A 25939-nucleotide genomic window follows, 5' to 3' on the forward strand; every position below is an offset into this window, starting at 1 on the left:
AATGACTAAATTTCAAGTGTCTGGAATGGCATCAGAATTCGTGTCACTCGTCTCTGATGCCAATGAGTTCACTCTAAAATACCCGACAAGATCAATCAGATCCGGCTCTTTCAAACCATATCTGATTGGCATTATTTGGGGAATCCCGGTTGTAATACCCTAAAGAATTCCAGTTAGCACCTTTGCTACTTTGGGTTAATCATTTTTTGCATCTTATTTTGATACATTTTTTTATCTGCCGCATTTATCACCGCATTGATACTTAATTTGTTATCAACACATAATTCAAGTATTCCGTAGCTAAACCCATGCTGGTATGGTTTTTCATTTTTCTTATCATAGTCTTCTAATTTGTAGTTAATCCGCTGGATTACTTTTTCAGCATCCGATTCAAAACAACCAGGAAAAATAATTAGAAATTCATCTCCACCTATTCGGCTAATTGTATCGATCTCACGCACTGATTCTTTTAAATTCTCAATAATAAGATTAATCAAAATATCCCCCTCTTCATGTCCATAGGTATCATTTATTTTCTTGAGACCATCAATATCAAGAAAACATATTGATAAAGGTGCATCTATCCTATGTTTAAACAACAGCTCCTGTTCTAAAATCATAAGACCGGTTCTCCGATTTGAAACACCTGTCATTGGATCAGTAAATGCATAGTATTCCAGCTTTTCCTGTTGTTTTTTTAATATTTGATCCATTTCTTTTCTTTCGGTTATGTCATTGAATAAAATAACGGTTCCTCTGTATTTTTCACTGACATCCAACATTTTTCTGAATTTTATCATAAATGTTTTTTGACCCTTTTTTGTTTCCATTGTTTTTTCGATTATAACTTCTTTTTCATTTAAACCCATAAATTTATCAAGTTCTCTATTTAACCAGTCGAACTCCTTTTCCGTATTAATATTTCCATAATATTTCATGCCGGAAACAGCAAAGTCAAAAAAAACTTCAACTGCTTTATAATTAATGTTTTCAATATTGTTATTTTTATCAACGAGAATAATCGGATCATAAATACTTTCGAAAACTGTGAGATATTTATTTTTTTCATTTGTGATGACTCTATTTGATTTCTGAAGCTCCTCCAACTTTTGTTTTTCAGATAATCCCGACCACTCTAACGCAAAACCCAATTCAAGTTGATCAAAATACCGTTTGATATATAATGAACAATATCTTTTTTCTTCTACTGAAAAGTTACTTTCATAAATGAGATCTTCATATGCTTGTTGATAATATTTCATAAAACTAAGAAACATGCCTAGGGTAACACCTCGTGAGCGATGTTTTTGGGCTTCAATTATCCCAAATTCAGCAACTTCACTTTTAGTGAAATCATCATCTGGTCCCATTTCAGGGATAGCATCGTTCTTTTCAATGACTTTTACTAACGCCTTCGAAAGGCCTGCTATTGACATCCGCCAAGCCTCTTTTAAGGTTGATGTATATTTTGTATAATTTCTTTCTTTCCCATAATTTAGTGCTTTTTCCATAAGAACATCTTCATTTTCTAAAATAATTCTTTTGAACTTTTCCTTGTCCATTTTAATTAACCTCTCTCACCTTATCGATTCTCACAAACTATTTTTCTAGTAAAATTAGCCATAATATAAGCATTACGCATACAATTGGACTGACAAAAGCCCTTTCTGATTTCATCGAGAGGTCGGACTTCTTCATCCCCAAAAGTGTTCACTAAAGGCAACCGAAACAGCACCTTTAACCTGACAGAATCCCTTTGAGTAAATCATTGATCCTGATGATGCCCTAATTAAAAGGAAAATTTCCAGATCGTTTCACATTATATTCATACCCTAAAATTTAATGTTCACACGATTATTATTACAAACGGCCTGAAATTAATTAATGGCCTATAAAATCTGAAAAGGGTGTTAAAGTGATTAAAAGAGTCTAAACAAGAAGTTGAAAGGATATAAAACGGAGAACTAATTTAGAAAACTGTGCCATTGTTATAAAGTGTAATACCTATGAAAACACGAAATATAAAATCATAATATAACCCGATGCAACTACAATATAAGGAGGGTTAACGATGTTGGAATTAGACCGGATTTTATTGGTTGAAGATAATCTCAATGATGTGGAATTAACATTAGTGGCACTGGAAGGAAGCAATCTTGCAAGTAAGGTAGATGTGGTCAACGACGGTGCCGAAGCACTTGAGTATCTTTTCTATCTGGGTAATTTTGCCAACCGGGAAAGCGGTAATCCAGTGGTGATAATCCTGGATCTCAAGCTTCCGAAAGTGGACGGCCTTGAAGTACTAAAACAAATCAAGGAAGAACCGAAACTACATCTGATTCCGGTTGTGATATTAACCTCCTCAAATGAAGAAACGGATATCTTGAAGGGTTATAAACTGGGTGCGAACTCCTATGTGGTTAAACCCCTCGAATTCCCGCTCTTTGTCAAGGCAATAAAAGAATTGGGATCATTCTGGGCAATCTTAAATAAGGTGCCATTTCACCATTAGATTTGGATTAAACCGAAGTGAAAATAGATTTTTGCGAAAAGAGGATTAAAAAAAGTGAGTGAAAAATTAAAAGCGCTGATTGTTGAAGATTCCGCAGCGGATACTGAGCTTATTCTGTTTAAACTTTTTGAAGCGGGTTACACGGTTGAGCACACTTTGGTTGATAATGCTTCTGATTTAAAAAAAATGCTGAAAGAAAAGCCCTGGGATATATTATTTTGTGACTATTCCCTGCCATATCTCGATCCCTATGAAGCGCTTGAAATCATCCGGGAATTTGATATTGACATTCCTTTAATTGTAATCTCCGGGACGATTGGTGAAGAAAAGGCTGTCGAACTAATGCGATCGGGTTTTCATGACTGCGTCATGAAAAACAACATGGGGAAATTGCCCGAGGTCGTCAACCGAGAAATTAAAGAGGCTAACGTCAGACGTGAAAACCGGATCTTGCAGAAAAGAATCCGAAAATATCAGTTGCTTGCCGAAGAAATAAGCGATGCCATATTTTTCATCGACATCGAAGGAAACATTCTGGAAGCCAACAATGCCGCCATCAAAAACTATGGGTACAGCCGGGAAGAATTCCTGACAAAGAGTATCTTCGAATTGTGTGGTTCAAACAAAGAGAAAATAATTATTAATGAAATAAAAAAAGGAAATCAAGAAGGAATCATTTTTGAAACGATTCATTTTCGAAAAGATGGTTCTGCTATGGAAGTTGAAATAAATTCGCATGGTTCTTTATTGGAGGGTAAGCAGATTCTGCTCAGTATTGTCCGGGATATCACGGCCAGAAAATTTGCCGAAAATGCCTTGATAAAGAGCGAGAATGATTACCGGACGCTTGTCGATAATGCCCCTGATATCATTGCCAGACTGGATCGATCTTACCAATTTGTTTATTTTCACAACCGTGTCAATACCGTTTCAAAACTTCCCAAAATAAACGGTAAAAATTACCCATTAGCATCGTTCGACTCGTTTTCATATAGACTGACATCATAAAAGCCAGCCTTTTTCTTTTCCCTGATCCGATAGCTGTCACCTTTGATATTGATCGTTGTGGAATGATGCAGCAGTCGATCCAGGATCGCCGTTGCAACGACATTATTTCCGAACACATCACCCCAACTACCGTAGGACTTGTTGGAAGTCAGAATGATTGAGCCTTTTTCATAGCGATTGGAAACAATCTGAAAAAAGTAATGAGCCACTTCATCATCCATGGCCGCATAGCCAACTTCATCAATAATCAGGATATTGGGTTTATTCAGTGTTTTAAGTTTGCGATGAATGCGCCCGGAAACAATATTTTCCTGAATCATTGAAATCAGTTCATGTGCACTGAGAAAATAAGCAGTATAGCCACTTTTGATCGCACAAACCGCCAGACCTACGGCCAGATGAGTTTTGCCAACGCCGGGCGGGCCCAAAAACACGACATTTTCGGAACGTTCCACAAAGGCGAGCGTTTTCAGTTCATTTACCTTACGCTGATTGGCACTGGGCTGGAAATCAAAGTCAAATGAATCGATGGCCTTGATATAGGGAAATTTTGCAAGTTTCAAGTTCGTCGTAGTTGTCCGTTCTCTTTTTGCATCAATTTCTGCCCAAAGCAGCTTGTCCAGAAACTCCAAATAGGATATACTATCCTTGGAAGCTTCTTCAGCATGGTGGTCATAAACGGCGGCCATATGCGTGAGATTCAGACGATCAAAAGCTTCCTTCAGGTGATGGGTTACCATATGGTCACCTCACTGACTAAAGAATCATAGACTGCGAGCGGTCTTTGATGCACTTTGGGCGATTGATCTGGAATCATAAGCGGTGCTTTGCGGGCTTTGGCTTTATGGTTTTGACTGTTCAATCCTTCAAAGTGCTTTTTCATTTTTTGAACCTGATGTTTTTGGGCCGGTTTCCGGTAACCTTCAATCAAAGCACCAGTTTCATCATAGATTTCAATCGTTCCATTTCTCAGATCCCGCACACCGACACGGTGACCAACAAAGCGGAAGGGAACGGAAAAATAATTGGACTGATAACTGATCATACAATCATTCATGACTTTCCGGCTGACCAGATCCACAGAAAGAAACGGTTCGGTGTTCATCGGCTTCAGCAGTTCTTCCGTCAGGATTTCATGGGGTATTTTGTGAATCGTCTGATGTAGCCGGGTGTTGCATTTCGTATCAAGCCAGAGCCGAGCCTGATCATTGAGTTCGGCCAGATCTGAAAAGCTTTTGACTCTCGGCCAAAAATTGCCGCGTACATATTGGACTCCGCGTTCCACCTTGCCCTTGGAACGGGGCAGATAAGGCCGATGCCGAACCGGAATAAAATGGTGATGCTCGGCAAATCGCAAAAACCGCTGATTCCATTTATCGTTGCCGGTTTTGTGACTGTAGGCAACAACAGTTTTCATATTGTCATACAGAATGCTCTCTGTTACACCACCAAAATAGGCAAATGCTCGTTCATGGCAGCCGATTAATGTGTCAAATTTCGAATTCTCGGTGAATTCAAGATAATAATTTCTGGAATGCCCTAAAACCATGATGAAGGCATACAATTTCTTGAGCTTTCCATCGGGCATCGTGACAACGAATTCTCCCCAGTCAACCTGGGCCTGTTTGCCAGGGGGTGTTTCATAGCGGATCGATGCTTTGGCTAACGCTTTTTTGCGATATGGCTTCATAAATTCCCGAAGAATCGTCATTTTGCCCTGGTACCCATCGGCTGCAATTTCATCAAAAATCACAGCGGCATTGACACAGCCTTCATTCATTCGTTCCAGAATATAATCTTTAAACGGATCAAGCTTTCCTTGCCGAAACTGATGTATCCGATATGCTGGCGGTTCGTTGCGCTTAAGCCAATTGCTGACCGTTTTTCGATCAACACCCATTTCTTTGGAAATCTGCATGATTGACATTCCCTTGTTTTTTAAACCTTTGATCATGTAATATTCCTCCATTGTTATCATTCGGTTGTCCTCCTTATACTTTAAGAAGAAACATACCGTGTTTTTGGGGAATTTTCAACCGTTTATTATGGGTATTTTAACACCGATTTTGACAACCGCTCCCAAATTGATTTAAATGTGCCAACACAGTTGATGATTGGTAAAACATTCATCGACCTGGGTATTTGTAATGCAGATTATAAAAAGCTTAAAAGTGTGATCCAATGGGTGTTTGAAAATAAACATGAGAAAAACACAGATTTCGAACTCAGTACCGCCACAGGCATTCAGTATTATAACACCATCATTGTACCGGAGTTAAATAAAGATGGCAGCGTTTCAACGGTATTAAGTATTTCACGTTCAATCACCGAAACCGTATTGGCACAGAAGGCAATGGCTGCTTCACTGGAGAAATACAGGAAACTGCTGGATGGGATTGTCACCGCATTGTCCGCAGTCGTGGAGGTTCGAGATCCTTACACAAGCGGACATCAAAACCGTGTGAGTAAACTGGCGACAACCATGGCAATCCAACTTAATTTAGATGAAGATGCTGTGGAAACCGTACGAATAACCGGTTTGCTCCACGATATCGGGAAGATGTATGTACCGACTGAACTACTTGTAAAACCGACCAAATTGTCTCCCCTGGAGTATGAGATTATTAAAATTCATTCTGAGGCGGGATACAATATTTTAAAATCGGTTGATTTTACCGGGCCAATTGCAGAAATCGTATACCAACATCATGAAAGGATGGACGGCTCGGGGTATCCCCGGAAACTTAAAGCCGGGGAAATATTAATAGAAGCAAGGATTATCAGTGTGGCCGATGTAGTTGAAGCGATGATGAGCCACAGACCCTACCGACCGGCTAAAACCTTTGATGAGGCTCTTGCCGAAATCGAAAATGGAGCAGGAACCTTATACGATCAGGATTGCGTTCAGGTTTGTTCAAATCTTTTTAGGAACAAGGGTTATCAGCTCTAATCCACTCGGCTATCAAGAAAAACTAGTAACTGAAAAATCATTGTTACATTAGTTGAATAAAATATTGTAACGTTGCGGCGATCCGTGATGGCCAGGGGAGCGGACCCTCGCGCACAGACTGCTCAATTGCCAATTCAATTTGCAACCGTTTATTTCAACTTATCTAATAGATTAAAATGCAAATGAAAAAGTTCTCGTTTTAATTTGTACTAAATATTGACATAGAACCACATTAAAATCATGAATAAACAGATCATTTTTTTGTTCAAGGGCAGATGGATAGCCCCGGCTGATTAAGGCAATATTATTGTCAAAATTCGGAGCCATTCTTAAAAATTCTTCGGCTTGGGGATCTCTCGGTAACCACAGATTAACTTTATTTCACGCCTCAATTTTAAATATAAAAAAAGCCACCCATAAAATATAGGTGGCAATAAAATCGATAAAATGGCGTGCCCTGGGCGTACCCTACCGTATGTACGACAATTTTGAAAAAAACGCGGAAATTTGATTAAGAATATTTTAAGCTTTTTCATTATTCTTGGTGGCGGCGATCCGTACCGTTTTGAGGTGACAATTTACATTGAAGATTATCGTCATCATTTATCTTGATTACTTGTTCATGCAAATATTATTTGACACGCTGGATTATTTAAATCTCATGCTAGCCGAATATGTCAACTGGTACAACAACATTCGAATAAACTCGTCATTGGGGTATATCACGCTAGTAGCCTATCGGAAAATAATCCACAAAAAAGCTGTCTAAAAAAGTGTTGACAATTCACCTTCTCAATTTAAGCTTATTTTTGAACAACCGGTCGTGTTATTGTTCCGGGGCCTGAAGCGTCTTTTGGCACAACCACAATGTTTATGGCTTCCAAACGATAACCAAAGCCTGCTGTCCCAGCACTATCATCATTCTTCGTCCAGTCTAAACAACCAAAGTTTTGAACATGAACTTGATAGTAAACATCAAATTTGTCCGCACCCCCTTTAGGGGATTTTTGAAATGTGTTTGACAATGTCAAGGTATTATTTCTGAATAAATGCACTATTTGTAGAACCTGGCGCATTAGCCCCTTTTTCAACAATCTGAATTTCAATTCCTTCTAATCGATACCCGTAACCGGCAGTCCCGGCATCTGCACCGTTCTTAGCCCAACCCATCCAACCAACATTTTGAGCGTGAACACGATAATAAACATCGTATTTATCTGCTTCTTCACCTGTCAATTGAATTCGAATGCCTTCCAATCGAAGACCTTTGCCTGAAGTTCCAGACATTTCTCCATTTGAAACATAATCCTGCCAACCAATGTTCTGCACATGTGTAGTATATGAAACCCCTAATCCACCGATTCCAGAAACAACCTCAATCCCTTCAAGGCGCAGTCCTTTGCCTGAGGTTCCTGACATTACTCCATCGTCAACATAATTCTGCCAGCCGACATTCTGAACGTGTGTTGTATAATTTACCTTTGCCTTTGTATCGATCGTTGCAAAATCAAACTTCTTTGCTAATGCATAACTTTCTGCGTAACTGCCACTTCCACCGTAAATAGTAAAATCAGAAGGACCTCTTCTAAACACTGAATCGTCAATGCTTGCAACTGTTTCTGGTATGATAATTGATGTCAATGACGAACAATCAAAAAATGCAAAAGGATGGATTGCTTGGATGTTTTTGCCGAGAACAACCGTTTCCAAACTTGAACAGTTACTAAACATAGCTTCTGATATTGTAGTTAGTCCATCGCCTATTCTAACACTTTTCAGACTTGAACAACCATCAAAGGCATGAATTCCCACATTTTGAACACTGTCTGGAATTGAAATGCTTTCTAACGATGAGCACGACTCAAAAGCCTCCAGCCCAATCTCCTGTACCCCCTCATTTAGTGTGACCTTTTTTAAATTTTCACAACCCAAAAATGCTTCAAATCCAATTTTCAATAACGTTTTGGGCACTTCTACAGATATCAGAGAATTGCAGTCAGAAAAGGCTCTCCATGAAATATATACAACATCATAGCCACCTACGGTTTCAGGTATAACAAGTTCTTCGTTCTGGCTACTACACTTAGTAATCGTTGCATCATTATATTTATCAACTGTATAGGTATATGGTCCATCATAAGTTTCAGCTGATGTTGTTAGTGCTTCTTCTTCAACCACAGTCTCACCGATGTCACCTTGGTCGACGGTCTTTTCATCGATTGTTTCAGCGATAATGCCTGCATTGCTTTGAATCACCTCTTCTTGCGCTGATACTGCCGTCGGAAACGTAATGATCATTAAGACCATTGTTACAAGAATTGCTAATTTACTACTAAAATCTTTTTTCATTTGTCTCTCTCTTTCTTAATAAAATATATAAACAAAATATCATATACCTATAACATACTTTGTCCGAATTACTCTTTGTTTTTTCCACTTTGAGCGCATACTACGTTGGTATGGTCATCTTTTATTTCTGAATAAAAGCATTATTTGTAGAACCTGGCGCATTAGCCCCTTTTGCAACGATCTGAATTTCAATTCCTTCTAATCGATATCCGTAACCAGCAGTACCGGCATCAGTACCATTAGAAGCCCAACCCATCCAACCAACATTTTGAGCGTGAACGCGATAATATACATCATAATTCTCAGCCTGTTCACCGGTTAATTTAATTCTTATTGCTTCAAGTCTTAAACCTTTACCTGATGTACCAGAAATTGCACCATCTACTACTGGATCTTGCCATCCAATATTTTCTACATGAGTGGCGTAACTAACACCCAAACCTTCGATACCAGTCTCAATTTTTATACCTTCTAATCGAAGACTCTCTCCCGAAGTACCAGACATTTTACTATCGGCTACCGATTTCTGCCAACCATAATTTTGAACATGGGTAGTATAAGCGATAGACTTGCCCACCTTGTCAACAGTACCATCATCTTTTGTCGTGACGGAGCGAACTATAATATTAAACTGAATAGACTCAGAATACCCATCTATTACAGCAGTTATCTGATGACGAAGCCAACCCTCACTAAGAAAAAAGTTCTTTAATCGTTCAGCCTCAGCATCCGGAGTTTTACCTTTGAAGAAAATAATCTTATCAGTCATCCCCAAGTCGTTTCCATTAATATCAACAACCTTGAGACCTTTAGTAAGCATGTTCCCTGTTAACACAGGAGTTTTACCCTCATCTACATAAACCTCTAATTCTTCAGAATCACCAGTAATAGCGTAAGGCTCGCCTACAACAAAGTCATCTTTATCATAATACCTACTCACATAAAAGTTGAAAGAAAAATAAGTATCTGGCCCTCTTAAATCAACATTATAAGCAAGTCCTTCTGAACTCAGTGAAGATTGGTTACCTTCAAAATAAGTATTTATCAAGTCTGCTAAACCATCAGCAGTAATTTCTTTAAGCTCGAACACTACAGGTTTGCTAAACGTAATCTGATCACTTAAACCCAAGTCGTTACCCTCAGCATCGACCACCTTAAGATTATCTAAAATCATATCACCCGTTATTTTCGACCCATAAGGAATGGCAATGTTATGTTGACCAATGATAGCAGACACCACACCCCGATATGGGTCTTCCACAGGGTATGTAACATTAGAATTATCCATTGTAGTTACAGTGGCTCGAAAGTCATAATACGGTACTCCATCAACCTTAGCATAAACGGAAATTCCACTATTAGCATAATTCTGTCCAATGAAAAAATCATTTACGATCGCTGCCTCTTCATCAGCCGTATGACTCTCCCCAAAACCAAACCTAATCTTTTCTGGCATATGCAAATCATTCCCGTCAGCATCTACAACCTTAAGACCAAGCCCTTCGATAAGCATGTCCCCAGTTAAAACAGTTCCTTTAGAAATAAGAAACTCATCTTTGCCAATAACAGCAACTGGATCACCTTTGTTCTCACTAACTGTAACCCCTAACTCAGAATTAGGAATTTCTGAAACAGACGCAGCCAAAACAGAAGAACTACACCCGATTAAAAGAAATAAAACTAAACTAAATACAAGCAACTTTTTACCAATCATAATATATACCCTCCTAAAAATTAAATAATTATCTTAAGTTTGTTATATCATATAAGCAAACCAAAAATTAAACCATATAAACATGTGTCTGGAATTAGAGTGCTATAATCAATACTCTAATCTACAATACCTTCTAAACGTTATCCAAGTTCAACAGTACAGCTTCTTTACCACTTAATGCCCAACCCAACCAATCAATATTCTGGGCACTGTTTGATACCGCATGCTACTACCTCACAAACCATAAGTAATACTCCTACAATTTTTTTAATCTCACATCCCAATTCGTCTCTAACTTCTAATTTTTGATTATTAATCTATTTTGTAGCAACTCCACTTGCTGCATATGCAGCATTGCTGGCAGCTTTTGCAGCTCTTTCCGCAGAATCGCCTACATCCTTTATATCTCTTCTCATTGCCATATTATTGGCTAAGTTTGCCGAATTAATGCAGTTGCCTATAATCTGCTGTCTAATCATTTCATCTTGTTTTGACATCATAACTTGCTGATTATTAATCATTACCAGCATCCCACCCTTAATCTGATCTAATTTTTGGCTCGTAATTCGATGTCTCATATCATCTAAATACAGTTCTACTGCTTTTTGAATTGTGTCTGCCATATGGTTTTCAACAAGATTAATAAAATAATCTATTGCATTCAAAAAACAATAATCTTTTGGGAACCACTCCTGTAAATTTCTAGTTATTTCAATATAAAGTTTTTCTCGCTCTTGGTTTAAAATTGCAACCTCATTATACAACTTCGTATTTTTTAATTCGTTGTCCTTGTTTTGTTCTACTATTTTTATATTATTTTCATTTACGACTTTTTTCTTTGAAGTATTCATAACCTTTATAATAGTGATATACCCACCAGCTATAATCACAGCTATAAGTATTATTGGTCCGAAATCAGACATAAATATTGTTGTTACAACGCTTGGATCTTTTTCATAGCCTGGGTATTCATCCCCTGGATGATGAAGCGCCCATTGAAACTCATCATCCACTGAATCATTTTTATACGCTCTTTGAATATCACCAATAAATGTTGGAATGGACAAAAGAATAAAAATCACAGCAACCATTGCTATAATTGCAAAATATTTTTTGGTCACCTTTTTTGCTGCGTAAATATCACTATTTATCTTTGGCTGCATCTGGGCTTTATAGTTATTTTCTTTCTGATTGTACTGGTTTAAATCGGTAACTAAATTTTTCATATTTAATAGTTTTTTATGTAATTCGTTCATAATACATGGCCCCTTTATCATTTTTTAATTATTGAAAAGCTTGTGTATCCTCAACATCTGTCCATTCAACTGTCTTATTTTCAGCACTGAAGGCATTATAGGCATCCGTTTTCATCTGTATGGTTGGTTCTTCAGTTTTGAGCAACTTATCATTTGCTATCGTCAATCTGGTCACATCGACATCAGGATACACTGACATATAACTGCAAAAATAGAGACCGGTTCCATCAGCTGGTATTGACAAATATGCTCTGTAACCGCCTGCTGACGCTACCCCAGCACTGATTGCTTCATCAGATGTTAGCTTCATCGTCATCATTAGATCATCTGAAATTGTATAGATACCACAGGTTCCTATTCCATCAACGATGGTATTAACGATTAGCTCTGGAATACCATCCTTATCCATATCAACCAATGCGTATTCATAGGTGATCACTGCACTCTGACCCCATGACGGCAGCGTCGCTCTGTATGTACTCTCATCCGCTTTCACCGCTTCTAACTGGTCAACATAGAGTTTTTTCCAGGCACTTTTTGATTTGGTCTTCTGCTCTTGTTCTTTTGTCTGATTTGGATTACCATCATCTGTTAACCCAATCGATTCTTCTTTAATAGCTTCTGCCGAACTCCCATTAAACTCAGCATCACCTGGATGATTAGACTGATACCATACTGTACCGGCTGCCATTGTACCGACTAAGGCTAGCCCCGCAACCGCTACGGTGATCTTTCCCGCTGTAGTATGAATAAAAGTCTGTTTTAATCCTTCGCTAATGCCTTCACCAGCAATTTTTGTCATCTTTACATGGCTCGCAATTTGAGTATAGAGGGTTGTGGCTAAGACGGTATTTTCAGTTGATATAAACAGTTCCTTTTCGGACTGCAATAAATACAACAATAACGGGGCGGGTGCAAAACTGTACAGTTTGTAGCCTTTTTGCTGTAATACTTCTGCCTGTGTCTTCAGTTTTTTCCTGCCATAATTTAACCGTGACTTCACCGTATTTTCTGAGCAATTTAATGTTTTAGCAATATCTTTTATACTTTGTTCCTCAATATGGAACATCAACATGCATAATCGCTGCTCATCTGAAAGTGACTCCAGTAATTCATGGACCATTTCCTGAGTTTCTTTGGCTGTATAAGCTTTTTCCGGTTGATAATATTGATTGTCATCTTCAATCTGATCTTCCCATTTAAAGGAATCATCATTCGACCCTTCCATTTCGGAAAACAATATCGGATTCTTTTTGACCAGTGCATTTTTAGCTGTATTCGCTACTATTTGACCAAACCAACCTGGAAAAGCATTAGCGTCCTGCAATGTATCAAGTTTGTTAAATGCTTTTATGTATGAATCCTGTAATACATCCTGCGCATTTTCCACATTTTTCATATATTTGATCGCTATATAGTACTTTTCCCTATATGTCTTCTCATAAAGGAAATTAAAACCTTCTTCTTTCCCTTCTCTGGCAAGCGCTACTGCCTGCATATAATTCATGGTATCATCTTTTTTGGCAAATCCATCGCTCATTCTTCGCTCCTATAAACTCTATATTAATCACAATTATTGACTTGATGTTTATTTTATTTTTCTCATTTTTTTTTGCACTTTGTTATAAACATCTTTCTTGATGCCTAAATCACTTTTAAATAACTGTCTGTCTTTCTTAATTAATCGGACAAACCATTGTATTAAATTTGATTTTTTCATCATATCCCCCTCATATTTCCTCTCTTTACTAATATGACAAGATAAGTTTTTAAAAAGTTTTATTTATTTTAATTTTTTTCGTATATTCGGTTGCTTCTGCTTGAACTGTTTTTTCTTGTTCTCTTCCTGTCGGCGGTTTATGGCGTTCTTATCCAATAAAGTCAAAGCTTAAAAAAGCGATAATCATATCATAACTATACCTTATAGTTTAGTCAATCAACTTTTGTAACTATAATCACACTATTCGTTGCATTTCTTTATAAACACTCCCGAAATACTCAAGATAACAATAATTCTAAACAAATTCTTGTATGTCCAATCAGCAACAATCCGTATTTAAACAAAATTTAAAAAACTCGCATAATAAAGTTGCTACTTTTTTATTATACCTAAAACAATAATTTTGAAAAAAGTGTAACATCTTCAAATTAAAAGTTTTTTTGTACGCTCTGTACTCGATTTATTAAAGACCCAATGAAAAAAGACTCCGGCCGATTTAATCGGACAGAGACTTCTAAAGCATAGCGTTATTAAATTCTTATATTAATAAGCAACCGGTACCCATTCTAGAATAAAAGTAACAATAAAGTCTTTATCCACCCCAATGGGCACCTTAGCCAGTGCCTCTCAAATCATGTCTTCACGTAGTAGCGGCATCTGATAGTCATTCTTTTCAATATTCAGTAGAGCCAGAAAATCATGGACAAACAGATCATTTTTTCGTTCAAAATCAGATGGATAGCCTTGGCTGATTAAGGCAATGTTGTTGTCAAAATTCAGTGCAATCTTTAAAATTTGTCCGGTTTGGGAATCTCTTAAAAAACCACAGTTCTCGGTATGGCGGTCCATATTAAAGCTGATCGTATCAAGAAACAGAATATCCAGATAGGTTTTAGCCATTACCGGTTTCAATTCTTTGATCCGATTGTAATTTAACACATAAACGACTTCGTCCCCGACAAGACTTCTGGCTGGTTCGTAGTTCATGTTTGCACCAATTGTGAAATATCGACTCTTGATCCCCTTTTCCTAGGCAACACAATGAGCTAAATTAAAACTCAAGAGTTTGCACAATTCATTAAAGACATGAAGGCAACATTTCCGATCAAAGGGGAAATAGGTCGTTTTTTTCAATGCGTGCAATTTTTTCATCCCATCTCATTAGATAATCGGGATTGGCTGTAAGCGCTTAAATATAGGGTGCCACAAAAAATAAAATAGAACTGGCACTTATTAACAGTCCAGTTCTGACAAAGTTCTCTTTTATAGTTTGCATTCTGTTTGTACGCGTTCTGACCAGGGCAATAAGTCATCCAATTCATCCGGATCATTCAGATAATCTGCATCCGGCATATACAGCAGCAGATGATTAAGATAGGCGTAGACATTCAGCCCATTGGCTTTGGCAGTTTCGACAAGACTGTAGATCGCAGCACTGGCTGAAGCTCCTTTGGGTGTATCTGAGAAGAGCCAGTTTTTTCGACCCACAGTAAAAGGTCGAATGCTGTTTTCGGCCAGATTGTTTGAGAGTGAACATCGTCCGTCAAGGAGATAGTTTTCCATGTAACGTTTCTGATTCCGGGCATAGACCACGGCTTTGCCCAGGGCGGAGCCCTGCAAGACATTCAATGAATCAATCCAGCACCAAAAGGCCTCCAGAACTGGTTTTTCCAGTTCCAGACGCTTAAGATAGCGTTCATCAGGAGACAGAGCGGAGAGTGTCTCTTCGATTTTAAAAAGCCGGTTACAGTAATCCCTACCGACTTCGGCCGGGGTGGGTGGTCCATTTTCAGAACGTTTGTCCGTCGGTGCTGCCTCCACAAATTTTCTTCGGAGGTGAGCCCAACAGCCACACCGGGTCACATCTTTCAGGCGATTGTACCCCGCATAGCCATCGCTGTGAAGAAAGCCGATGAACCCTTTCAGGTAGTTCAGGGCATTTTCGCCGCTTTTGGACTTCTGGTAGTCGTACAGGATGATGGGCGCTTTCCCGTCATTTCCGGTACGGTAGAGCCACATGGTCGATTTTGACTGTGGCTTTTTCCCTTCTTCCTTCAAAACCTGAACCGGGGTCTCGTCACAATGAAGAATCTCGCGCTGCCGGAGCTTTTCCCGGAGATGGGCAATGATAGGGTTTAGATAGTCCTGAGAACACCGGATGATCCAGTTGGCCATAGTTGCCCGGGATAGCGCAAACCCCAGCTGCTCCCAATCCTTTTCCTGGCGGTAAAGAGGCATGGCATTGACATATTTCTGATACATAACATGAGCCACGGTACTGGGAGATGCCAGTGAATGAGCCATCAGCGGAGAAGGCGTCAAGGCTTTTTCGATATACGGCGTATCGGTATGCTTACACTGGGGGCATTCATAAGCCATCCGGACATACCGGATAATCTGCAGTTTTGCCGGGATGTATTCCAGTTCTTCGCGAACGGTTTCTCTTCCGATGGGACGAAGCAGGGTATTGCAACGGAGGCAGTTCTGATCGTCTTCATGGATCTCACAGAGGATTTCCTTGACTGGCAGATCTTTAAGGCGTTCCTCTCGTCTGGATTTGGGATTGTGGCGTTTATAACCATGGACATCCTTCACCACTGGTTCCGGTGCATTGGGATCGGCCTCGACTTCCGCCTCATTGAACAGACAAATCTGACCACTTAGTACTGGCTTGGGCGTTTTTTCACTGGAGCTGCCAAACTTCTCTTTCCGGAGAAGCAGGATCATCTCAGTCAGGTTGTTTACCTGCTGTTCCAGGCTTTTGATGGTGCTTTCCAGTTGTTTGATCGTGGTATCCCGTTTGTTTATTGTAAAATGAATATTTCGGCTGAAAAAACCAGCCTGTCCGGAGGTTTGTGTCACCGAGTCCGGACAGTGGTTTCAGATGTTCCGGTATCGTGCCAATTGGCTATTTAAGTGTTTTGAGCGTCGATCCCGTAGATTTCCCGCATGGAGCGGTCATGCTCCTTGTCAATATACTGAATTTCGATGCTGTGTGAATTGTGAACAATCCGATCAAGAATGGCATCGGCGACAGTTGCTTCAGGAAATTTGCTGTACCAGCCGAGTGGAGCAAACTGGGAGCAGAAAATCGTGGAAACCTTTTTATGACGGGCGTGGATAATCTCCAGTAAGTCCCGGGCTTCCGTTTCAGTCAGTTTGATCAGCAACCATTCATCGAGGATCAGGAGGGTGTATTTCTGATAGTGCCGGATCGTTTCTTTAAACTTACCCTCACCCCGGGCTACCGCCAGTTCGGCCAGTAGTTCCGGCAGACGGATGTATTTTGTGGCGTAATAGTGTTTGCAGGCTTCCATACCCAGAGAACAGGCAATGTAGGACTTACCGGTACCCGTTGCACCGGCAATAATAATATTGTGTGCTTCCCGGATGTATTCACAGGTCGACAGGCGTTCAATCAGTTTTTTATTGAGCTTTCGACCCGCCTGATAATTGATGTCATTCACATTTGCCTGGGACTGATCAAAACCAGCCTTTCTGATCAGTCGCTGCAGTCGGTTATTTTTTCGGCTGGTATATTCCCGGTCAACCATCAGTCCGAACCGGTCTTCAAACGGAATATCCGCCATAGAGGGGTCGTTCAATTGCAGTCGGAAAGCATCAGCCATTGTTGACAGGTGCATTTCGATGAGTTTATTGAGGGTGGCTTCATTCGTCATGATGCTTACCTCCATAGTAGCCGGGACCACGGGTGTACCCATATTGATTTTCAACCGATGATTCCTGATTCTGCTCTGGTTGATCGGACAGTTTATCCTGACCGGTTGTGAGAATATTTTTGACACTCTTATAACTGGGATGAGGTGTATAGGACAAGGCCTTTTTACAGGCGGCTTCCAGACGGTTGACCGAATATTTATCAGCCAGCTTCAGCAGACCCATACAGGATTTGTATCCCTGCTGTTCGACCTTGAAGGAAGCAAGAATCGATTTGACCGTCGTAACGGTATGGGGGCCGATTTTCTGAGCCCATTCAATGAAGCGATCACCATTCCACTCCAGGTATTTCTGATGATCCTCCGGCATATGCGCCTGAAGCGTACTGTACTGGTTGGGGTGGCCATGAAGGCGTTTGTGGGAGCAGATCCGCTGATTACGGTAGAACACTTCGACAATCGATCGGGTCAGTCGTACATCCACTTCCTGTTTGATGTATTCATAAGGAACCGAGTAATGCATTTTGTCCACTGAAATATGATAATTGAACTGCACCGTGGCTTTTTTCCATTGTGACAATTCATAAGCAACGGGTGGCAATGGCGTGAGAAAAGGCTTTTCATCAGCAATGTAAACACTGTGTCGACTGCCATCCTTTTTCTGAAAGGGCTTGTGATTGAGCTTTTCCAGCTGAATCTGTATTTCACGATTCAGCTCCTCAATCGCAAAGAATTTCTCGTTGCGGATGGTCGCTGTAATCCAGTTGGTTACCACGTTGACCGAACCCTCGACACCTGGTTTGTCTTTGGGCGCCTTCACTCTTGCTGGTAACACGGCTGTATCATAGTATTCAGCCATTTCATAATAGGTTTTGTTGATCTTTGAAGTATACCAGTCGTCGGTCTTATCAACCCCGGTCTTGAGATTATCAGGAATCAGCATCCGGGTACTGCCACCAAAGTATTGATACATATGGATATGGGCGGTAATCCAGCTTTCCAGATCCATTTTAAAAAAGGCTTCCACATAGGCATAGAGACTGTAATTCAGAACCCCGATAAAAATGTGGCAGGGGATCATTTCCCCGGTATCGGTGTCGATGATGTAAGCCGGTTTTCCGGCCCAGTCCACTTCAATCTGCTCGCCGGGCTTGCGGGGAATGTGCATGGTTGCCCGTTTCTTGTCGCTGTACTTCTGATAATAGTGGCAGAATTGAGTGTACATCAGAGGAATATCTTTATTCTGTCGACAGCTTTCACAGTATTCATTCCAGAGAAGCTTTAATGTTACCCCACTGCGCAGCATTTCCTTATCAATATAATCATAGTCAGGAAATCTGCGATCCGATTTTGGTACGGATTTATCAGGAAACAATAGTTTTTCCAGATCAGCATCTGTTGTTTCGGCCGGTAACGGCCAGATGATGTTGCAGGCTTTGGCCCGATTAACAACATCCCGAACTGTTTTTCTGGCACAACCACAGCTACTGGCAATACCAGTCTGGCTGATGCCAAGGTTGAACAGCCTCAGAATTTCACGATATTTGGTCATGAGAATGACCTCCTAAAATGGATTTACATCAGTTAACTGATGCATATATCCCTTATACCCTGATTGAAACCTGACCGGAACGATTGAAACGAAAACCCGGAAGCGTTGGCACGAAAATCCGAAGTGATTGGCACGAATATCCGGTTCGGTTGGAAGTTTCGACCGAAATACTCATAAAATAAAAATGTAGAAAGGGGGGTGCTGATTCTCCCGTTTTTTGATGGCTTTATTATACCATGAAATGACGAAAATATCCAGCATTTATGCGGGTTTCAGCGGTTTTAAATCAACAGAAATCGCCGGGTTCAACCGGCTTGATGGCTCGGGGCTGATCGACGGATAGTCCTTCTAACAACCATCTGAATTCTTTCCAGGAAAGTGTTCTGACTTCGTTTTTTGTCCGTGGCCATTTGTAGTTTCCATTTTCGAGGCGTTTGTAAAGCAGAACAAAACCATCACCTTCCCAAAGCAGCGCCTTAATCCGATCCCGACGCTTCCCGCAGAATAAGTAGAGTGCCGGTCCAAACGGATTCAATCCCATTGACTCCTGTACCAGAGCAGCCAGTCCATCAATAGATTTACGCATATCGGTATAACCACAGGCGATGTAGATTTCCTGTGCAATTGTAATGTCGCCTAACATAACACTTTCATTGCCAGCAGAACAGCTTCGATCGTTTCCGGGGCAGCCCCATCCATCACCTCGATCGATGCCGATGGAAGAATAATCACCATTGCCGGACTCCGGTTTGTTTTTCCCAGACTAATCGGAAGTTTTGCAAAAGTAACCGGACCATCCGGTTCCCGTTGTGTGGTCATCACCTCCTGGCTGCAAGCTTGCTGTCGGATGCGTTTGAGCCAGTAATAATATGATGTTTCCTTAATCTGCGACTGTTGACACCAGGCTTTGACAGACATCCCACTTGACCGTTGATCCTGGATAAGTTGTGTCCACTGTTCCAAGCGGAACTTCGTTTTAACTGGAGTAATTGCATCCATTGTGATACCTCCTGTGCAGTATTTCAAAGTCACTTGAAAAACTCGAAAAACTACAACTTGAAAAACTTTAGTTTTAATTTGGAGTCTATTATCTCATGGATTTATCCGGAATGTAAGGCACCTTGTTATTGATCGCTTACGATTGGCTGCATTTCCAGCCTAAATTTTTTATATGAAAAAAAGCCACCCATAAAATATAGGTGGCTTCAAATTCAATAAAATGGCGTGCCCTGAGGGATTCGAACCCCCGACCTTCCGGTTCGTAGCCGAACGCTCTATCCAGCTGAGCCAAGGGCACGCATATCGTGACCTAGGATACTTCCGTTGGCCACGAACGTTATTATAGCACATTGAGATTCATATTAAAAGTCTTTTTTTGATAATTTTGTGTTATTTTTCACAAATCGTAGCTATGCTTTTTTTTGTTGTTTTCCCGTTCCTCTAAAATCTCCGCTTCGGTTTTGCGACGGGGTATAAATCGTTTAGCAAATTTCCCCTTACTACGATTCTTAATATAAAAATAACCGATGATTGAAAAGGACACTGCCCCGATAAAGTTGACCAAAAGATCATTCATCGTATCGTACAAACCGATATCGATGTATCCGCCATAATGCCAGGGCACCCCATTAACTACCATGGATTCGATAGGCATCACTACCGCTACGTTTTTGCCATCAGGGTTAAAAAGAACCGAACTGATTACCGGCAAAATTGTATCCTTTTGCATATCAGTTTGAAAAAAAATATCCATTCCAAACTCAAAAAACTCCCACACTACCCCCACCGTCATCGAAAAACAAAAGGCCACCAGGGCCACAAATGCTGGTGACAGCGAAAAGGTTACTTTTTCATTGCGATTGAGGATATCAATCATTGAGAAACCGATAGCCGCACAGAGAAACCCGTTGATCGTATGAAGCATATCATCCCAGCGGTCAAAAATCAGGTAATATTCATTAATTTCACCCAAAATTTCCGCGCCAAAGATAAACAAGAGCACGATGATCTCCAGCGTCCCTGGCAAAACAATATTCATCCGTTTATCAAGAAAGTTCGGAATCATAAAGAGTATCAGGGTCAGCACACAGAGAAACACATTATTATAATTCCGATTGAATATCTCGGCAATTAAAACAATCACTACCAGAATCCGCAAAGCAATATAAACAAAGGCCTTTATTTTATTTTCTCTGGCTTCTTCCCAAAAATCTTTGAGATGGCCAAGTAGCCACTTTTTTTTATTCGGTTTTGTCATCAGTTTTCTCTTTCATTTTAGTCGTAACTTCATTATTATATCATCATTCCTAATCAGTTTACACTTAATTTCAATAAAATAACAATGATTGATGGTCTTCTCAAAAGCCAATAGCAGAACCCTGAGAATAGTCAAACAATCATTATTATTTTATTCTTTCATTTCATTCTTTGCGGCATCTACAAAGGCTTTTAGCATATTCAATGTTTTTTCATCCTGCTGCCATAAAAATTCAGGATGCCATTGCACTGCCAGGCCGAAGGTGAGATCCCCGATCTCCACCGCTTCGACCAGACCATCTTCACTAATGGCGGTCGCCTGGAGGTCAAAAGCCAACCTGGCAATCCCCTGATGATGCATGCTGTTAACCCGGATCGTTTCAGTCTCAAAGATCTCAAATAGTCGGGATTCTTTCTTCAGTTTCACACTATGAACGGGATGTTCATAATTGTTTTGTTGAAAATGCTGAATTTGGAATTCCCTTTTTACCTGCACATCGATATCCTGATAGAGGCTTCCTCCCAAAGCAACGTTAATTAATTGGAGTCCCCGGCAAACCCCAAAAATTGGCTTGTCCCGATCCATTACAGCCCGTAATAGCTGCAATTCCAACTGATCTCGGGGAGGATAGATTTCATTGCTATATCTGAGTAGGGGTTCCCCGTAATACTGAGGGTCCACATCCTGCCCACCACTGAAGACAAACCCATCCAATCGGTCGGCGATGGCTTCAATATCTTCGTTACTGTTCAAAATTGAAAGGATCACCGGAATTCCGCCGGCCTTAGTAATGCCATCGGTATATCCCGGGAACATCCAAATACTTTGTTTACTACTGTCATATAACGGTAAAATCCCGATTAGGGGTTTTTTATCTACACCCATTTTTTAGTTTCCTCATTTCTTATGTCTGGCTCAAATCCTGATTCTAGAAAAGATACTCCTGATGACCTCAATCGACTAACAAGGGTCTAACCCTTAAGTCATTGATAGTACACAAGCTTATCAATAACCGTAGTCATGGATATTATTTTAAACGAAAAGCATCCTAATCACAAGCAAAGTTTGATTCTTGGACATAATTGTGACCAAAGCGTGGTTGCTATTGACTAAAAAGTGTTATAAAATATACTTAACTTTGAAATAGGAGCGACGGCATGCCAAAAAAAAGATTCTTGATTATCCTAATTATGTCCCTGATTGTCTTACTATTCGCCGGTTGCGATAAAGACGATGGGGGCACTACCTACATTACTTTAATGACCCTTCCAACAAAAGCAACCATACCCAATGGGTTGAACCTTGATTCGATCGTAAGCATCACCAATCCTATTCCTGATGATCCCAATGGTGCCACCACCACTGTCCAGTTTGGTATTTTTGGTTTTACCAATACCGCCGGGGAACCGGTTTACTATGCTTATGGAAAAAAAGAATCCATTGCCGATGGTGAGTCTCACCTGATGGGCGAAGGTTTTTATCAGGTCAATTATCAAGTCGATGAACAAAACGTTCATCTGTCCTTAAAAGACGGCAGTTCTTACCTGACTACCGTGGATAAGGCCAACGGTATTACCACCGCTTATAACGGAGAACTGCCCTTTGCTTTTTATACCCCGGTGGAAGGTCAAGATGGTTTTTATACCTTTGTCGACGCCGACGGGGCAACTCAATTCCGGGTTTATGCGACTTTTCTAAACAAAAACGGTAATTTTTTCCCGGCCTCAGAAGAGGGAAAAATGATCGCCGGTGCTCTCCCGATCAACCGATCGAAGGAAGAAACTCTACAAGCTCAGGGACAAAATGGGGTTGCCAAGATGATTATCACACCCATTACCTGTACCAACGTACCGACCACTTTTGTTGTCTAATAAAAACCACAAAAACCCGTTGATCAACGGATTTTTGTGGTTTTTATTCGTTTATCTACTCTTATTCATCTAATCATATACTGGATAGTATTCCGTGTTTTGGTGCGCTTTAAAAAAGAGAGCCAGCTGCGCTTCGGTGGTTCGACCCAGGGACAACGGCGGCAACTGGTCCATGGCAAAGAAGCCACTCTCGATTGTTTCAGCATTGCATTTAAAATCACCATCCAGCAATTCACAAAGCATCAGGATCTTATAAATGGTATAGGGACAGGTGTCCTGGACCCACTTACTGCGATCCAGCAACCCCACCAGTCGGGTTGGTTTAACCAGCACACCAGCTTCTTCAAAGGCTTCTTTGATGACATTTTCCTGCGGTGTCCGATTGACATCAGCCCAGCCCCCCGGCAGGGACCAGCGACCATCAACCTTCTCCCGGACCAGCAAAATTTTATTTTCCACGATAACCCCACCGCGGACATCCACTTTGGGGGTCAGATACCCTTCTTCGCGAACGTAGTAATCTTTGATCACCTCATGGGAAACCTCGGTGTGTTTTTCGATGATTTCTTGAGACAGCTTTTCGATCTCACGATAACGAACCAGATCATAATCATTTTTGCAGTAGGTCAATCCTGATTGAGAGATTGATTGCAATTCTCTTGCCCATACAAGCCATTGTTTTTCCATTTTTTTCTCGAAGCTACGCTTCTCTCCTTCCAAAATTTAACAAGTAAGGTCTTCACATTTCCGACTCCTGTGCTATAATATAATCGAGAATTAATCTTATCTGTTTATTTCCTTATTTATTGGGAATATAACAAGTGAAGATTAAAATTGACTTAGGAGGTCTATTATGTGTAAAGAACCAAAATTTTTTGTCTGTAAACATTGTGGTAATTTTGTGAGTATGATTCATGAATCAGGTGTAGAAATGATCTGTTGTGGCGATCCCATGACTGAAGTTGTTGCTAATACGACGGATGCCGCCCAAGAAAAACATGTTCCAGTCATTACTGTAAGCGGTAATACTGTGACTGTTGATATCGGAAGTGTTCCTCATCCAATGACTCCCGAACACCATATCGCCTGGATCTTTCTTGAAACAAAAGAAGGCCGCCAACGAAAATGTCTGGCCGAAACAGGCGCCCCAAAAGCTGAATTTGCATTAACCCCAGGGGATAAGGTTGTTGCGGCCTATGAATATTGTAACCTTCATGGTTTATGGAAAGCAAGTCTATAATTATTACACACTGTAAAAAATAATCAAACACCACAAAAAGCTGCCGCAATGGCAGCTTTTTGTGGTGTTAAAAGAATTCTTTAATAAATTCTGCGTAGGTACCATTATATAAATTCATGTCAATGAAGGTTTCATCCCCGTCGTAACCGTCCATCATACCCCGATGGCTATATTGCCAGAAGGTAAACTTTTCGCCGTTTGGCAGTGTTTCCGGCCAGCTATTATCCAAATCGACAATCCAGATCGGATAGTCTTTATAGTCGGTCCCGATATACATTTTAAAAATCCGCTGGGTGGTGTAGAGAATCGGCTTAACCTCGTAATGATCTTCCAGTTCTTTTATTAGCTCATCAAGGATGACTTTAACCTGCTCTTTAGGCAAGGCATTATCTTCATAGATCCCATATAGCTCCAGATCGATCACCGGTGGCAGGTTTTTATTTGAAGCCGGTACGTTCTCAATAAAATTTCTGGCCTGAACTTTACCGGTGGTGTCATAATTCAAGAAATGATAGGCCCCGACCTTGAGTTGGGTTTTCTGACTCTCTTCCCAATTTGTCTTAAACTTAGAATCGACAAAATCATCCCCTTCAGTCGCCTTGATAAAAGCAAAATCAATATTCTGAGCAGCCAGCAGTTCCCAGTCGATCTCCCCCTGATAGGCCGATAAATCCACCCCTTTAACCAGATGATCCGCTCTTTTGGTATGATTTAATGTATTGGTGACGCCATAAATGATCAAAATGATGATGATTAACACCCCGATTCCGACTACCAATGAGAGTGCTTTTCTTTTGGTCATTGATTTTCCTCCTTAACTCTTAATAGAAGCATTATAACAAAATAATCACTGGCAGGAAAGTCTCTTAAGGAGTTATAATATAGTTACAGTCCATTTACCGGCTGATCATCTGCATATAAGGAGAGCGTTATGAATAAACCATTATCCCCAGTTCTTGCTGAAAAACTGGCGACCCTGAAAGAGAATCTTTCCCGCTTCCCCAAGGTCAGCATTGCCTTTTCTGGCGGTGTAGACAGCACGCTATTGCTACAGGTAGCGGTTGACGTACTGGGGAACGCTGTTTTACCCATCACAGTCAATGGTGCTATGCTACCCAGTTCCGAATTTACCGAGTCCCAGGCTTTGGCAAAGACCATCGGAGCGGTGCCGCTGGTGATTGAAGCAGATGTTTTTTCGCTGGAAAATTTTGTCAAAAATCCGGCTGACCGCTGTTACCATTGCAAGAAATTTATTTTTACCCAAATCAAAGATGCCGCCCAGGCTAGAGGCTTTGAAGTCCTCCTGGACGGCTCTAATTGGGACGATATGAAGGATTACCGGCCGGGCATTAAAGCCCTGGGAGAACTGGGTGTCTTTAGCCCTTTAAAAGAATCCGGCCTGACCAAACAGGATATCCGGGATCTGTCAACCTATTACAATCTCCCTACCGCCACCAAACCGGCTATGGCTTGCCTGGCCACCCGAATCCCCACTAATACACCGATCACGCCGGAAGCCCTTGCGGCCATTGAAGCTGGGGAAGATTTTCTCAAATCCCTCGGTTTAAGCCAATATCGGCTGCGGCTTTTGGGTGATACAGCAAAAATTGAATGCGATCCCGACGATTTTGCTGCCATCATCAAAAACCGTCTGTCCCTAATCGACACCCTAAAAAAACTGGGCCTCAAAACCATCACCCTGGATCTGGCCGGCTACAACTGCGGTAATATGAACGGTTGAATAATTTCAGGTTAAAACAACCGTAGTACCGACAATTGTTACATCATGTTGTACGCATCGGGGCGAACATGGTGATAACCTGTTCGATCCCG

The 25939-nt window shown here is 40.7% G+C and carries 26 protein-coding genes and 1 tRNA gene; 7 read left to right on the forward strand and 20 right to left on the reverse strand.

Going from position 1 to position 25939, the window contains the following annotated elements:
• Nucleotides 1–185: 185 nt before the first annotated feature.
• Entirely contained in the window at nucleotides 186–1562 is a 1377-nt protein-coding gene (locus ACIZ62_RS12025) for a diguanylate cyclase (protein ID WP_414150210.1), read from the reverse strand.
• Nucleotides 1563–2071: 509 nt separating this feature from the next.
• Between ACIZ62_RS12025 and ACIZ62_RS12030 the strand changes: the two genes are divergently transcribed.
• Both ACIZ62_RS12030 and ACIZ62_RS12035 read left to right on the forward strand, forming a co-directional pair.
• Nucleotides 2072–2512 carry a response regulator gene (locus ACIZ62_RS12030; RefSeq protein WP_414150211.1) on the forward strand — a complete coding sequence of 147 codons (441 nt, stop codon included), beginning with the start codon at nucleotides 2072–2074 and terminating at the stop codon, nucleotides 2510–2512.
• A gap of 54 nt (nucleotides 2513–2566) precedes the next feature.
• The gene (locus ACIZ62_RS12035; protein ID WP_414150212.1) at nucleotides 2567–3520 is read left to right on the forward strand and encodes a PAS domain S-box protein; all 954 of its coding nucleotides are present in this window, start codon (nucleotides 2567–2569) and stop codon (nucleotides 3518–3520) included.
• Here the strand turns inward: ACIZ62_RS12035 and istB (ACIZ62_RS12040) are convergent.
• Both istB (ACIZ62_RS12040) and istA (ACIZ62_RS12045) read right to left on the reverse strand, forming a co-directional pair.
• The gene (istB, locus tag ACIZ62_RS12040; protein ID WP_111887536.1) at nucleotides 3472–4260 is read right to left on the reverse strand and encodes an IS21-like element helper ATPase IstB; all 789 of its coding nucleotides are present in this window, start codon (nucleotides 4258–4260) and stop codon (nucleotides 3472–3474) included. The two genes, ACIZ62_RS12035 and istB (ACIZ62_RS12040), sit on opposite strands and share 49 nt — an antisense overlap.
• Nucleotides 4254–5498 (reverse strand): IS21 family transposase, encoded by a 1245-nt coding sequence (gene istA, locus ACIZ62_RS12045; protein ID WP_414150213.1) that lies wholly within the window; start codon nucleotides 5496–5498, stop codon nucleotides 4254–4256. Before istA (ACIZ62_RS12045) ends, istB (ACIZ62_RS12040) begins: the two co-directional genes overlap by 7 nt.
• Before the next feature lie 132 nt (nucleotides 5499–5630).
• Between istA (ACIZ62_RS12045) and ACIZ62_RS12050 the strand changes: the two genes are divergently transcribed.
• Together ACIZ62_RS12050 and ACIZ62_RS12055 are read left to right on the forward strand one after the other, a co-directional pair.
• Nucleotides 5631–6470: an HD domain-containing phosphohydrolase gene (locus ACIZ62_RS12050; protein ID WP_414150214.1), complete on the forward strand. Its 840-nt coding sequence runs from the start codon at nucleotides 5631–5633 to the stop codon at nucleotides 6468–6470.
• 622 nt (nucleotides 6471–7092) lie between these two features.
• Nucleotides 7093–7239, forward strand: coding sequence for an IS3 family transposase (locus ACIZ62_RS12055; RefSeq protein WP_414151856.1), 147 nt, complete (start codon nucleotides 7093–7095; stop codon nucleotides 7237–7239).
• A gap of 34 nt (nucleotides 7240–7273) precedes the next feature.
• Here the strand turns inward: ACIZ62_RS12055 and ACIZ62_RS12060 are convergent, their stop codons facing one another.
• From ACIZ62_RS12060 to ACIZ62_RS12130, 15 genes are all read right to left on the reverse strand, one after another.
• Nucleotides 7274–7546, reverse strand: a complete 273-nt coding sequence (locus ACIZ62_RS12060; protein ID WP_414150215.1) for a hypothetical protein — start codon at nucleotides 7544–7546, stop codon at nucleotides 7274–7276.
• Nucleotides 7506–8819, reverse strand: coding sequence for a leucine-rich repeat protein (locus ACIZ62_RS12065; RefSeq protein ID WP_414150216.1), 1314 nt, complete (start codon nucleotides 8817–8819; stop codon nucleotides 7506–7508). Before ACIZ62_RS12065 ends, ACIZ62_RS12060 begins: the two co-directional genes overlap by 41 nt.
• A gap of 121 nt (nucleotides 8820–8940) precedes the next feature.
• On the reverse strand, nucleotides 8941–10533 hold the full coding sequence (locus ACIZ62_RS12070) for a hypothetical protein (RefSeq protein ID WP_414150217.1): 1593 nt from the start codon (nucleotides 10531–10533) through the stop codon (nucleotides 8941–8943).
• 317 nt (nucleotides 10534–10850) lie between these two features.
• Nucleotides 10851–11789 (reverse strand): hypothetical protein, encoded by a 939-nt coding sequence (locus ACIZ62_RS12075; protein ID WP_414150218.1) that lies wholly within the window; start codon nucleotides 11787–11789, stop codon nucleotides 10851–10853.
• 28 nt (nucleotides 11790–11817) lie between these two features.
• On the reverse strand, nucleotides 11818–13329 hold the full coding sequence (locus ACIZ62_RS12080) for an RNA polymerase sigma factor (RefSeq protein ID WP_414150219.1): 1512 nt from the start codon (nucleotides 13327–13329) through the stop codon (nucleotides 11818–11820).
• A 48-nt stretch (nucleotides 13330–13377) separates the two neighbouring features.
• Nucleotides 13378–13509: a hypothetical protein gene (locus ACIZ62_RS12085; protein ID WP_414150220.1), complete on the reverse strand. Its 132-nt coding sequence runs from the start codon at nucleotides 13507–13509 to the stop codon at nucleotides 13378–13380.
• A 627-nt stretch (nucleotides 13510–14136) separates the two neighbouring features.
• Nucleotides 14137–14496 (reverse strand): hypothetical protein, encoded by a 360-nt coding sequence (locus ACIZ62_RS12090; protein ID WP_414150221.1) that lies wholly within the window; start codon nucleotides 14494–14496, stop codon nucleotides 14137–14139.
• A gap of 276 nt (nucleotides 14497–14772) precedes the next feature.
• Nucleotides 14773–16296, reverse strand: a complete 1524-nt coding sequence (gene tnpC, locus ACIZ62_RS12095) for an IS66 family transposase (RefSeq protein ID WP_414151857.1) — start codon at nucleotides 16294–16296, stop codon at nucleotides 14773–14775.
• 125 nt (nucleotides 16297–16421) lie between these two features.
• Nucleotides 16422–17189 carry an IS21-like element helper ATPase IstB gene (gene istB / locus ACIZ62_RS12100; protein WP_414150222.1) on the reverse strand — a complete coding sequence of 256 codons (768 nt, stop codon included), beginning with the start codon at nucleotides 17187–17189 and terminating at the stop codon, nucleotides 16422–16424.
• A complete protein-coding gene (gene istA, locus ACIZ62_RS12105) occupies nucleotides 17179–18738 on the reverse strand; it encodes an IS21 family transposase (RefSeq protein WP_414150223.1) in 1560 nt (519 codons plus the stop codon). Before istA (ACIZ62_RS12105) ends, istB (ACIZ62_RS12100) begins: the two co-directional genes overlap by 11 nt.
• Nucleotides 18739–19024: 286 nt before the next feature.
• A complete protein-coding gene (tnpB, locus tag ACIZ62_RS12110; RefSeq protein ID WP_414150224.1) occupies nucleotides 19025–19381 on the reverse strand; it encodes an IS66 family insertion sequence element accessory protein TnpB in 357 nt (118 codons plus the stop codon).
• A complete protein-coding gene (gene tnpA, locus ACIZ62_RS12115; RefSeq protein WP_414150225.1) occupies nucleotides 19375–19737 on the reverse strand; it encodes an IS66 family insertion sequence element accessory protein TnpA in 363 nt (120 codons plus the stop codon). Before tnpA ends, tnpB begins: the two co-directional genes overlap by 7 nt.
• Before the next feature lie 221 nt (nucleotides 19738–19958).
• Nucleotides 19959–20035, reverse strand: a tRNA-Arg gene (locus ACIZ62_RS12120).
• 99 nt (nucleotides 20036–20134) lie between these two features.
• On the reverse strand, nucleotides 20135–20995 hold the full coding sequence (locus ACIZ62_RS12125) for a hypothetical protein (RefSeq protein WP_414150226.1): 861 nt from the start codon (nucleotides 20993–20995) through the stop codon (nucleotides 20135–20137).
• Nucleotides 20996–21145: 150 nt separating this feature from the next.
• Nucleotides 21146–21880: a gamma-glutamyl-gamma-aminobutyrate hydrolase family protein gene (locus tag ACIZ62_RS12130; protein WP_111889529.1), complete on the reverse strand. Its 735-nt coding sequence runs from the start codon at nucleotides 21878–21880 to the stop codon at nucleotides 21146–21148.
• Between the two features lie 272 nt (nucleotides 21881–22152).
• Here ACIZ62_RS12130 and ACIZ62_RS12135 point away from each other — a divergent pair, with 272 nt between their 5' ends.
• A complete protein-coding gene (locus tag ACIZ62_RS12135; RefSeq protein WP_322519440.1) occupies nucleotides 22153–22866 on the forward strand; it encodes a hypothetical protein in 714 nt (237 codons plus the stop codon).
• Nucleotides 22867–22935: 69 nt separating this feature from the next.
• Here the strand turns inward: ACIZ62_RS12135 and ACIZ62_RS12140 are convergent, their stop codons facing one another.
• Nucleotides 22936–23553 carry an NUDIX hydrolase gene (locus tag ACIZ62_RS12140; RefSeq protein ID WP_111889527.1) on the reverse strand — a complete coding sequence of 206 codons (618 nt, stop codon included), beginning with the start codon at nucleotides 23551–23553 and terminating at the stop codon, nucleotides 22936–22938.
• A gap of 166 nt (nucleotides 23554–23719) precedes the next feature.
• Between ACIZ62_RS12140 and ACIZ62_RS12145 the strand changes: the two genes are divergently transcribed.
• A complete protein-coding gene (locus ACIZ62_RS12145; RefSeq protein ID WP_414150227.1) occupies nucleotides 23720–24106 on the forward strand; it encodes a desulfoferrodoxin family protein in 387 nt (128 codons plus the stop codon).
• A 67-nt stretch (nucleotides 24107–24173) separates the two neighbouring features.
• Here ACIZ62_RS12145 and ACIZ62_RS12150 read toward each other — a convergent pair whose 3' ends face one another.
• Complete coding sequence (locus tag ACIZ62_RS12150) at nucleotides 24174–24908, reverse strand: glycoside hydrolase family 25 protein (protein WP_414150228.1); 735 nt, start codon at nucleotides 24906–24908, stop codon at nucleotides 24174–24176.
• 129 nt (nucleotides 24909–25037) lie between these two features.
• On the opposite strand from ACIZ62_RS12150, the gene larE reads away from it, so the two are divergent.
• Nucleotides 25038–25847 carry an ATP-dependent sacrificial sulfur transferase LarE gene (gene larE / locus ACIZ62_RS12155; protein ID WP_414150229.1) on the forward strand — a complete coding sequence of 270 codons (810 nt, stop codon included), beginning with the start codon at nucleotides 25038–25040 and terminating at the stop codon, nucleotides 25845–25847.
• Nucleotides 25848–25939: the final 92 nt, after the last annotated feature.

The organism is Acetobacterium carbinolicum, assembly GCF_047456275.1.
Classification (GTDB): Bacteria; Bacillota; Clostridia; order Eubacteriales; family Eubacteriaceae; genus Acetobacterium; species Acetobacterium carbinolicum.

Coding starts and splice junctions, on each gene's coding strand:
- tnpA (WP_414150225.1), bottom strand. CDS start 19,737: ATGGATGCAATTACTCCAGTTAAAACGAAGTTCCGCTTGGAACAGTGG.
- ACIZ62_RS12090 (WP_414150221.1), bottom strand. CDS start 14,496: ATGAACTACGAACCAGCCAGAAGTCTTGTCGGGGACGAAGTCGTTTAT.
- ACIZ62_RS12050 (WP_414150214.1), top strand. CDS start 5,631: ATGATTGGTAAAACATTCATCGACCTGGGTATTTGTAATGCAGATTAT.
- istA (WP_414150213.1), bottom strand. CDS start 5,498: ATGATAACAATGGAGGAATATTACATGATCAAAGGTTTAAAAAACAAG.
- ACIZ62_RS12030 (WP_414150211.1), top strand. CDS start 2,072: ATGTTGGAATTAGACCGGATTTTATTGGTTGAAGATAATCTCAATGAT.
- larE (WP_414150229.1), top strand. CDS start 25,038: ATGAATAAACCATTATCCCCAGTTCTTGCTGAAAAACTGGCGACCCTG.
- ACIZ62_RS12130 (WP_111889529.1), bottom strand. CDS start 21,880: ATGGGTGTAGATAAAAAACCCCTAATCGGGATTTTACCGTTATATGAC.
- ACIZ62_RS12150 (WP_414150228.1), bottom strand. CDS start 24,908: ATGACCAAAAGAAAAGCACTCTCATTGGTAGTCGGAATCGGGGTGTTA.
- ACIZ62_RS12135 (WP_322519440.1), top strand. CDS start 22,153: ATGCCAAAAAAAAGATTCTTGATTATCCTAATTATGTCCCTGATTGTC.
- ACIZ62_RS12065 (WP_414150216.1), bottom strand. CDS start 8,819: ATGAAAAAAGATTTTAGTAGTAAATTAGCAATTCTTGTAACAATGGTC.
- ACIZ62_RS12060 (WP_414150215.1), bottom strand. CDS start 7,546: ATGCGCCAGGTTCTACAAATAGTGCATTTATTCAGAAATAATACCTTG.
- istA (WP_414150223.1), bottom strand. CDS start 18,738: ATGACCAAATATCGTGAAATTCTGAGGCTGTTCAACCTTGGCATCAGC.
- ACIZ62_RS12085 (WP_414150220.1), bottom strand. CDS start 13,509: ATGAAAAAATCAAATTTAATACAATGGTTTGTCCGATTAATTAAGAAA.
- ACIZ62_RS12075 (WP_414150218.1), bottom strand. CDS start 11,789: ATGAACGAATTACATAAAAAACTATTAAATATGAAAAATTTAGTTACC.
- ACIZ62_RS12070 (WP_414150217.1), bottom strand. CDS start 10,533: ATGATTGGTAAAAAGTTGCTTGTATTTAGTTTAGTTTTATTTCTTTTA.
- istB (WP_111887536.1), bottom strand. CDS start 4,260: ATGGTAACCCATCACCTGAAGGAAGCTTTTGATCGTCTGAATCTCACG.
- ACIZ62_RS12125 (WP_414150226.1), bottom strand. CDS start 20,995: ATGACAAAACCGAATAAAAAAAAGTGGCTACTTGGCCATCTCAAAGAT.
- istB (WP_414150222.1), bottom strand. CDS start 17,189: ATGACGAATGAAGCCACCCTCAATAAACTCATCGAAATGCACCTGTCA.
- ACIZ62_RS12145 (WP_414150227.1), top strand. CDS start 23,720: ATGTGTAAAGAACCAAAATTTTTTGTCTGTAAACATTGTGGTAATTTT.
- ACIZ62_RS12140 (WP_111889527.1), bottom strand. CDS start 23,553: ATGGAAAAACAATGGCTTGTATGGGCAAGAGAATTGCAATCAATCTCT.
- tnpB (WP_414150224.1), bottom strand. CDS start 19,381: ATGTTAGGCGACATTACAATTGCACAGGAAATCTACATCGCCTGTGGT.
- ACIZ62_RS12025 (WP_414150210.1), bottom strand. CDS start 1,562: ATGGACAAGGAAAAGTTCAAAAGAATTATTTTAGAAAATGAAGATGTT.
- ACIZ62_RS12080 (WP_414150219.1), bottom strand. CDS start 13,329: ATGAGCGATGGATTTGCCAAAAAAGATGATACCATGAATTATATGCAG.
- ACIZ62_RS12055 (WP_414151856.1), top strand. CDS start 7,093: ATGCAAATATTATTTGACACGCTGGATTATTTAAATCTCATGCTAGCC.